General features: G+C 72.5%; 5 protein-coding genes. All 5 read right to left on the bottom strand.

The annotated features are described in order from the left end of the window. Positions 1-50: 50 nt before the first annotated feature. Positions 51-3230 (bottom strand): EAL domain-containing protein, encoded by a 3180-nt coding sequence (locus V7778_RS21660; protein ID WP_335559069.1) that lies wholly within the window; start codon positions 3228-3230, stop codon positions 51-53. A 32-nt stretch (positions 3231-3262) separates the two neighbouring features. Then, positions 3263-4339, bottom strand: a complete 1077-nt coding sequence (gene cheB / locus V7778_RS21665) for a chemotaxis-specific protein-glutamate methyltransferase CheB (protein WP_335559071.1) — start codon at positions 4337-4339, stop codon at positions 3263-3265. Continuing rightward, complete coding sequence (locus V7778_RS21670) at positions 4336-6480, bottom strand: hybrid sensor histidine kinase/response regulator (RefSeq protein WP_335559073.1); 2145 nt, start codon at positions 6478-6480, stop codon at positions 4336-4338. Before V7778_RS21670 ends, cheB begins: the two co-directional genes overlap by 4 nt. Before the next feature lie 6 nt (positions 6481-6486). Continuing rightward, positions 6487-8121: a methyl-accepting chemotaxis protein gene (locus V7778_RS21675; protein ID WP_335559075.1), complete on the bottom strand. Its 1635-nt coding sequence runs from the start codon at positions 8119-8121 to the stop codon at positions 6487-6489. Next, on the bottom strand, positions 8118-8660 hold a 543-nt coding region (locus V7778_RS21680; protein ID WP_335559077.1), incomplete at its 5' end, for a chemotaxis protein CheW. The genes V7778_RS21680 and V7778_RS21675, both read right to left, overlap by 4 nt.

Here is an 8660-nt window from a genome sequence, read left to right on the forward strand (position 1 = left end):
ACGGGAAAGCCGTCCCCCCTACGGGTCTGGCGTCGGCACCTCGGTAGACACTAGTCCTGCCCGGTGCGCGCCAGCCGCTTGCGCTCGAATTCCGCGAAGCCCTCCTTCAGCGCCAGGTCGAGCTCCTCGTCGTCCCAGGGCCTGGTCAGGAAGCTGGAGACGGCGCCGTGATTCACCGCGTCGGTCACCGGCTGCCGCTCGGCCTCCCCCGACAGGACCACGCGCGTGACCGCCGGGTGCAGCTGGCGCACCCGCGACAGGAAGGCCGCCCCCTCGTCCCCGGCCAGGCTCCGGTCGCACATGATCACGCCGACCTCGGTGGTCGCCAGGATTTCGAAGGCCTCGGCGGCATTGGTGGCGGACAGCACGCTGGCGCCCTGGTGGCGCAGCGCCCGCCGCACTTCCGCCTGCAGGCTGGCGTCGTCGTCCACCACCAGCACCGTGCGCGCATACGGCGCGCGCTGCAGCTGCGCACGCTGGAGCGAGGCGCCTTCGCGCATCAGGGCTTCGCACTCCTCGGCCGGGACCGGACGGCTGAACAGGTAGCCCTGCATTTCGTCGCAGCCATTGTCGGCCAGGAGCGACAGCTGGCCCTGGCTCTCGACGCCTTCCGCGATCACGGTCAGGCGCAGGCCGTGGCCCATCGCGATCACCGCGCGCGAGATCGACAGGTCGTCCGGATCGGACACGATGTCGCGCACGAAGGACTGGTCGAGCTTGAGCTTGTCGACCGGGAATCGCTTCAGGTAGTTCAGGTTCGAGTAGCCGGTGCCGAAGTCGTCGATCGCCAGGCGCACGCCCATGTCCTTGAGCTGCCGCAGGATGGCGAAGGTCTTCTGCGGGTCCTTCATCGACGCGCTTTCGGTCAGTTCCAGTTCCAGCAGGCGCGGTTCGAGCCTGGTCTCGTCGAGGATGCGCCGCACCGTCTCCGGGATCTGCTCCGAAAACTGGCGCGCCGACAGGTTCACCGAGACCGGCACCACGTCCAGGCCGGCATCCTGCCAGGCGCGGCACTGCTGGCAGGCGCGGCGCAGTACCCATTCCCCGAGCGGCAGGATCAGCCCGGTCTCCTCGGCCAGGTCGATGAACACGGCGGGCGACACCATGCCGCGCTCCGGATGGCGCCAGCGCACCAGCGCCTCGACCCCGACGATGGCGCCGCTCTTGAGGTCGACCTGGGGCTGGTAGTGGAGCAGGAATTCCTCGCGCTCGATGGCGCGCCGCAGCGCGTTCTCGAGGCGGAAGCGGGCTTCGGCGCCCTCGTTGAACTCCGGCCGGAAGAAGGTATAGCGCTCGCCGCCCGCGTCGACCCGCGCCAGGGCGCTTTCCGCGCCCTGCGCCAGCGCGTCGTAGCTGTCGCCGTCGGTCGGGAACACGGCGATGCCGATGCGCGGGTCGAGGTGCAATTCCTCGCCTTCCCACGCGAAGGGCCGTCCCAGGCACTCGAGTACCTGGCGCGCCAGCACGCCTAGCTCGTCCACCGCGCCGCGCCGCGCCGCCAGCGCGAAGGTGCTTTCGGCATAGCGCGCCACCGTGTCGCCGGCCGACAGCGAGGACAGGCGGCGCGCGGCGTCCGCCAGCAGGGCGCGCTCGGCGCGGTCGCCCAGGGTCTGCCGCACCAGGGCGAGGCGCTCCAGTCCGATCACCAGGAAGCCCATCGCATGACCGTCGGCGCGGGTCTGTTCCTGCAGCTGGAACACGCGGTCACGCAGCAGCGCGCGATTCGGCAGGCCGGTCAGGGAATCGTAGTTGCTCAGGTAGCGCAGGCGGTCTTCCACCCCGCGCAGCTCGGTCACGTCCATGCCGGTGCTGAGCACGCCCTCGATCTCGCCGGCGCCGTTGCGGATCGGCGCGGTCGACCAGATCACCGAGCGCACCGCGCCGTCCCGGGCCAGCCATTCGCCCTGGATCTGGCGCGGCATTTCGTCCAGCGGCAGGTCGTGCCAGAAGCGGCGCACCGCCGTTTCATCGTCGCGCAGGGTGAGCACGTCCCACACCGGGCGGCCCAGCGCCTCGGCCGCGGTCCAGCCGAAGGTTTCCTCGCAGGAGCGGTTGAACAGCGCGATGCGCCCGTCGGGCGCGCACAGCACCACCAGCGCGCCGGTGGTGGCCATCACGGTCGACAGCAGGTTGCGCTCGCTCTGCAGGGCCGCCGTGCGTTCGTGCACCAGGGCTTCCATGTTGGCGTACAGGTGGGCGCGCTCGATCGCGATCGCGATCTGGTTGCCCACCGTCCCCAGCACCTGCATATCGTCCGCGCTCAAGGCCTCCGGGGTGGTCGCCAGGTGCAGCAGGCCGAGGTGGCGGCCGCCGGCGCTCAGCGGCACGCAAGCGTGCGTGCCGCCCAGGGCTTCGCACTCGTGGCGCAGCTCCGGCTGGCGCAGCTCTCCCGTCATCAGCATGCGCGCGCAACCGCATTCCAGCAGGACGCCGGCGTCGATCGGCCCGTCCGCGTCGCTCACCGCTGCTACCCGCAGGCGCCCGTTGTCGAGCAGGGCCAGGCAGCCGCCGGCCACGCCCGGGAAGTCCAGGACCCGCTCGAGCGCGCTGTCGGCCACCGTGCGTTCGGTCAGGGCCGGGTTGAGCGCCTCGGCGATCTTATACAGGCCTTCGAGCGACTGGTAGGAGCGCGCGATGCGCTGCTTCTGCTGCTTCAGTTCCTCGGTCATCTGGATCGCTTCCTCGTAGGTCGAGATCAGGAGGTCGAAGATCTGCTGGCGCTCGGCCGTGATGAAGTGGGTCTGGCCGCCCAGGTTCACCTGCATTCCGAGCTGCACCCGCTCGTTGCTGCGCAGCGCGCGGTTCGCCAGGATGAAGCGGATCCGGCCGAGCAGGTAGCGCGAATCGAAGGGCTTGCGGATGAAGTTGTCGGCGCCGCTGTCGAGGCCCCGAATCACGTCGTACAGGCTGGTCAGCGAGGTGAGCAGGATCACCGGGATGTCGCGCAGGCGCGGGTCCTGCTTGACTTCGCGGCACATGGCGAAGCCATCCATCTCCGGCATCGAGATGTCGCTGACGATCAGGGTCGGGGCGCGCTGACGCGCCGCCGCCAGGCCTTCGAGACCGTTGACCGCCACCCGCACCTGGTAGCCGCCCTCGCGCGCCAGCAGGTGCGCCAGCTGTTCCGCCTGGGTGACGCTGTCCTCGACGATCAGGATCTCCACCAGCCGGGCCGGGGCCGGATGGTAGTCCGGCCGATAGTCGGGTCGATAGTCGTTATTCTTGTTCATGGCTCGCTGTGCTTCTCGTCAGTGTTGCATTGCTACGGTGTCGAAAGTCCGAGGACCGACAGGCCGCTCCCCGGGTTGTGCGCGATCGCGTGGATCGCCTTGCCGATGCGTACCGGATCGAGCACCAGGGTGGCGGCGTCCAGCCGCACCGCTTCGCCCGGCATCCCGTATACGGCCGCGCTGTCGCGGTTCTGGACGATGGTCACCGCCCCATCTTCGCGCAGTTGCCTGAGTTCCAGCGCCCCATCCTTCCCCATCCCGGTCAGCAGCACCGCGATGCTGGCTGGACGCAGTTCCGGCGGCAGCGAGCGGAACAGCCGCGACACGGCGGGACGCATGCCGTGCTCCGGCGCCTCGGCCGACAGGCGCGCCTGCAGTCCCGCCGCCCTTCCCTGTGTCACGCCGAGATGTGCGCCGTCGGGCGCCAGGTAGGCGGCGCCCGGCGCGAGAAGCTCGTCGTGCGCCGCGATGCGCACCGGGAAGCCGCTCGCGGCGCCCAGCCATTCGGCCAGGCCGGCGGTGAAGCCGGCCGCCATGTGCTGGACGATGAGCACCGGCAGCGGAAAGCCCTCGCCCAGCTGGGCCAGGATGTCGCGCAACACCGCCGGGCCGCCGGTCGAGGCGCCCATCACGGCCAGGCGGTAGCCCGGCTGCGCGGGGGAGCGCGCCGGCTGGCGCCCCGTCCGCGTGCCGGCCCAGCGCCGCACCACCCTTACCTCGGCCATCGATTTCACGGTGCGCAGCAGCGCCGCCGCGCTGGCCGCGTGCTCGGGATGCGCGAGGCCGTAGGGACGGCGCACCAGCACCAGGGCGCCGGCCTCGATCGCGCGGAAGCTGGCGCCGACCTCCTCCGGGTTCTCGCTGCCGCTGACCACCACCACAGGCGCCGGGCAGGCCTGCATGATCTGGCGCGTGGCTTCGTAGCCGTCCATGTTCGGCATGTGCAGGTCCATGGTGACCACGTCCGGCCGCAGGCGCACCGCCATGGCCACGCCCTCCTCGCCGTCGGCGGCGCAGCCGACCACCCGGATCGCGGGGTCGCCGCCCAGGATGTAGGCCAGCAGCTCGCGCACGGAAGGCGAATCGTCGACCACCAGCACCCGGATCATGTCATCCTCCCCAGCAGGGCCAGCAGCTGGTCCTGGTCGAAGCTGCCCTTGGTCAGGTAGGCGTCGGCGCCGGCGTGCAGCCCGCGCTCGCGCTCGGCCGGCGTCTGCAGCGAGGTCACCAGGATCACCGGCAGGTCGGCCGTTCGCGGGTCCTGGCGGATGCCGGCGGTCAGGCCGATGCCGTCCAGATGCGGCATCTCGACGTCCGACACCACCGCGTCGTAGCGCCCCTGGCGCAGGCGCGACAGGGCTTCCATGCCGTCCGCGGCCGCGTCGACCCGGTAGCCCGCGCCTTCCAGGATATGCTTGAGCAGCAGGCGCGAGGTGACCGAATCCTCGGCCACCAGCACGCGCTTCCCCCCGTCCTGTCCCGTGCCCGGCGCCGCGTCCGGGCCCGCTGGCGGCGCGGGACCGGGCGCCCCTTGGGCCAGCGCCCCCAGGTCGTCCAGAGCCAGTACCGGCACCAGGCTGCCGTCGCCCAGCTGGGTGGCGCCGCTGAAGCAGCGCACGCGCTGCAGCAGCGGGCCCAGGCCGCGCGGCAGCACGTCCTGTTCCGACACGATCGCATCGACCAGCAGCGCGAAGCGGCCGTAGCGCGCCCCGGCCAGCAGGGCCACGCCGGTCGCCAGTGCCGTCTCGGGTTGCGGCGCGCCGCACAGGCTGGCCAGGCGCACCAGGGGCAGGACCCGGCCGTCCAGCGCCACGGTCTCGCGGCCTTCCACCGTCCGCACCGACCCCGCCGGCACCGCCCTTACCGTGTCCAGCGCACCCAGGGGCACGGCGAAGCGCCGGCCGGCCACCTCGACCACCAGGGCGCGCAGGCTGGCCAGGCTGACCGGCAGCAGCAGCTCGAACGCGCAGCCGGCGCCCGGCCGGCTTTCGATGCGCACCGTGCCGCCCAGCTGGGCCACCTTGTCGGCCACCACCGCAAGCCCCAGGCCGCGTCCGGACACTTCGCTGAGCTCGGCGCGGGTCGAGACGCCCGCGCGCAAGGCCAGGGCCAGGCGCCCGGCTTCGTCCAGCCCTTCCAGGTCCGCCGCCACGCCTGCGCGCGCCGCCGCCCGCGCCACGGCCTCGGCGTCCATGCCCGCGCCGTCGTCCTCGACCCGCACCAGCACGTGGCGCGCATCCGGCTGGCTGGCCACTACCCGCAAGTGGCCGGCATCGGGCTTGCCGGCGGCGCGCCGCTGCGCCGGCGCCTCGATGCCGTGGTCGACCGCATTGGTCACCAGGTGAATCAGTACCTCGCGCAGCACCGCCAGCACGCGCCGGTCGACCTGGATATCGGCGCCCGCGCTGTCGAAGGCGGCTTCGCGGCCGCGGCTGCGCGCCAGCTTGCGCACCAGCGAGGGCAGTTCGCCGAGGGCACTGCCGAAAGGCTCGAGCGCGGTCTCCAGCACGGCACCCATCAGGCGCTTGCGGGTGATCGCCAGGCCAGTGCAGCTGGCGGCCAGGTCCTGGGCCAGGCGCTCGCAGCGCAACTGGACCGCGGCATGCGATGCGCCTGCGCCGAGTTCGCGCGCCAGCCGGCGCAATTCCCCGGCCTGGTGCAGCAGCGCCAGTTCAGAGGCCAGCAAGGCTTCGGTCTCGGTGCGGATGGCGTCGATCTGGGCTGCGCGCACCCGCACCATGACCAGTTCCTCGCCGCGCGCGGGCTCGGGGTCGCCGGACGGTTCGGCCATGGGAACAGGCGGCGCCGCCTGCGGGGGCGGCGCCGCTTCCATGTCCTCGGAAGGCGCGGCGTGCAGGCCTTGCGCGGCCTGGTCCAGCTCCCGGCACAGGATCTCGGCCTGGTTGCGCGCACGCCCGCCGCCTGCCGCGGCCAGTTCGCGCGCCAGGGCCAGCGCGCGGTGCAGGCGGTCGAGTTCCTCGGTGCCGGGCGCGGCGGCGCTTGCGGCCAGCGCCGTGCACAGGCTTTCCAGCGCATGACACAGGCGCTCGAGATGGTCGAGGTCGACCGCGCGGGCCGCTCCCTTGAGCGTATGCAGGGTCTTGAGCATCTCTTCCAGCGCCGCGCGCCGGGCCGGCGCCTCACGCCGCTCGAGCGCGGCCAGGCTGGCCTCGATCCGGCGCAGATGCTCCTGCGCCTCGTCGGCGAAGATGGCCAGCAGGCGCTGGTGGAAGGCCGCGGGGTCGCTCATCGGCTCCTACACCTTGAAACGTTCGCTCGCGTCGCGCAGCTTCCGGCCCAGCTCATGCAGGTTGTGGGCCGCCTGCTCCGACTGGCGCGAGGCCGCGGCATTTTCGGCGCTGACCTGGCGGATGTTTTCCATCGCCAGCGCCACCTGGTCCATGCCGGCCAGCTGCTGCTGGCTGGAGGCCGCGATCTGGGCCGCCGCCTCCGCAGCCCCCGAGATGCTTTCGGCCAGGGTCTGGATCGCCGCGCCGGCTTCGCTGGTCCGCGCCACGCCCTCGGCCACGGTCTTCGATCCCTGCTCGGTGGTCAGCACGGCCGTGCCGATCGATTTCTGGATCTCTCCCAGGATCTCGCGCACCTGGCGCGTGGCCTGGCGCGACTGTTCGGCCAGCGCCCGCACTTCCTGGGCCACCACCGCGAAGCCCTTGCCCTGCTCGCCCGCCTTGGCCGCCTCGATCGCCGCATTCACCGCCAGCAGATTGGACTGGTCGGCCAGGCCGGCCACCGTCACCACGATGTCCGACACCGCCTGGCTGCGCTCGGACAGGCGCACGATGGTGCCGGCGATCGAGTCCATGGTCTCCTGCACGCTTTCCATGCCGCGCATGCCATGCTCGATGGCCTGGCGCCCGCGCTGCGCGGTGCCGGCGGCGTCGCGCGCCGCTTCCGACACCATGCGCGACTTCTGGCTCGCCAGCACGGCGGTCTGCTTGACTTCTTCGACGGTGGCGGTGGTCTCGCTGACCGCGGCCGCGGTCTGGGCCGCGCCCGCGGCGCCCTGCATGGTGCTGGCCAGGATCTCGCCGGACGCGGCGCCCAGGGTCGCGATGCCGCTGCTGGTCTCGCCCATCAGGTGGCGCCACGACTGCACCATGCGGCCGAGGGCGCCCAGCAGCTGGCCGACCTCGTCGCGCCCGGCGGGCGGCGGCACCGCCACCGACAGATCGCCGGTGGCGATGCGCTCGGCCAGCGCCGTCGCTTCGCGCAAGGGTGCGGCCAGGGCGCGGTCGAGCCATAACACCAGGCCGGCGGCCACGGCCAGCGCCGCCAGGTTGCAGGCGCCCAGCGTCGTGCGGGCGCGCTCGACCACCGCGTCAGCCTCGCGCATGCGGGCGGTGGCCTGCTCGAACTGCTCGGCGTTGATGCGTTCGGCGATATCGCGCAGCGGATCGTAGCGCTCTTGCAGCGGCCCGGCGATCAGCGCGCCCGCCTCGGCGCGACGGCCCTCGCGCAGGACCGGCATCGCGCGCGTATCGCGCAGCGAGGTATAGGCGCGCATCACGGGATCCAGCTGCGCCAGCGAGCGCGCCAGGCGCGGATCGCGCGCGGCGCGCTCGTGCAGGCGTGCCTGGATCGCCGCCACGCGCGGGCGCACCGCGGCGATCCGCTCCAGCAGCGCGGCTTGCGCGGCGGGCTCGGCGACCACCAGCGACAACATCGTGACCCGCTCACGGTTCAATTCGTTGCGCAGGCTGGTGACATCGAGCGCGGCCGCCAGGTCGTCCTCGAACAGGGCGCGCTGGGACTTCTTCAGCAGCCCGGTGGCGTGCCAGGTGAGCGCACTGGCGCCGGCCAGGAGGGCGACCAGCAGCCCGAGGCCGGCCACCAGCTTGGCGCGGGTGCTGTAATTCGACAGTAACATCATGGGGTTTCCTCCTCGTTCATTCGGCTGCGCGCCTGCGCACCCACCACCAGCGCCGGATCGCCCAGCAGACGGGCGCCGTCCAGCAGCGCGGTGCGGTCCGGGCTCACGCCCAGCAGATAGCCCCGGCGCGTCGCCGCGCCGCCGGAGACGCCGGGCGACAGCGCCGCGCGTCCGTAGCGTTCGACCCCGAGCACGGTGTCCGCCAGCAGGCCGAATTCCATGCCCGCGCCCTGCAGCACCACCAGGGCGCTTGGTTCCGTCAACCGCGCCAGGGGCACCTGCAGCAGCAAGCGCAGGTCGAGCGCCGCCACTACCCGGCCACGGAAGGCGGCGATGCCGGCCACATGGGCCGGGACGCCGGGCAACTGGGTCAGGGGCGGCAAGGCCAGCGCCTGCGCCACCCAGCGCGTCTCGATGGCGTAGCGCTCACCCGCCACCTCGAAACCCAGGACCTCGAGCGCATCGCCGGGCTCGCCGGCCTCGGACTGCGCAGGGAGGCGGGCCAGCAGGGCGCGCCGTTCGCGCAGCACGGCCTGGCG

It is taken from the genome of Massilia sp. DD77 (assembly GCF_036961685.1).
Taxonomy (GTDB): domain Bacteria; phylum Pseudomonadota; class Gammaproteobacteria; order Burkholderiales; family Burkholderiaceae_D; genus Telluria.

Coding starts and splice junctions, on each gene's coding strand:
- V7778_RS21660 (WP_335559069.1), bottom strand. CDS start 3,230: ATGAACAAGAATAACGACTATCGACCCGACTATCGGCCGGACTACCAT.
- cheB (WP_335559071.1), bottom strand. CDS start 4,339: ATGATCCGGGTGCTGGTGGTCGACGATTCGCCTTCCGTGCGCGAGCTG.
- V7778_RS21670 (WP_335559073.1), bottom strand. CDS start 6,480: ATGAGCGACCCCGCGGCCTTCCACCAGCGCCTGCTGGCCATCTTCGCC.
- V7778_RS21675 (WP_335559075.1), bottom strand. CDS start 8,121: ATGATGTTACTGTCGAATTACAGCACCCGCGCCAAGCTGGTGGCCGGC.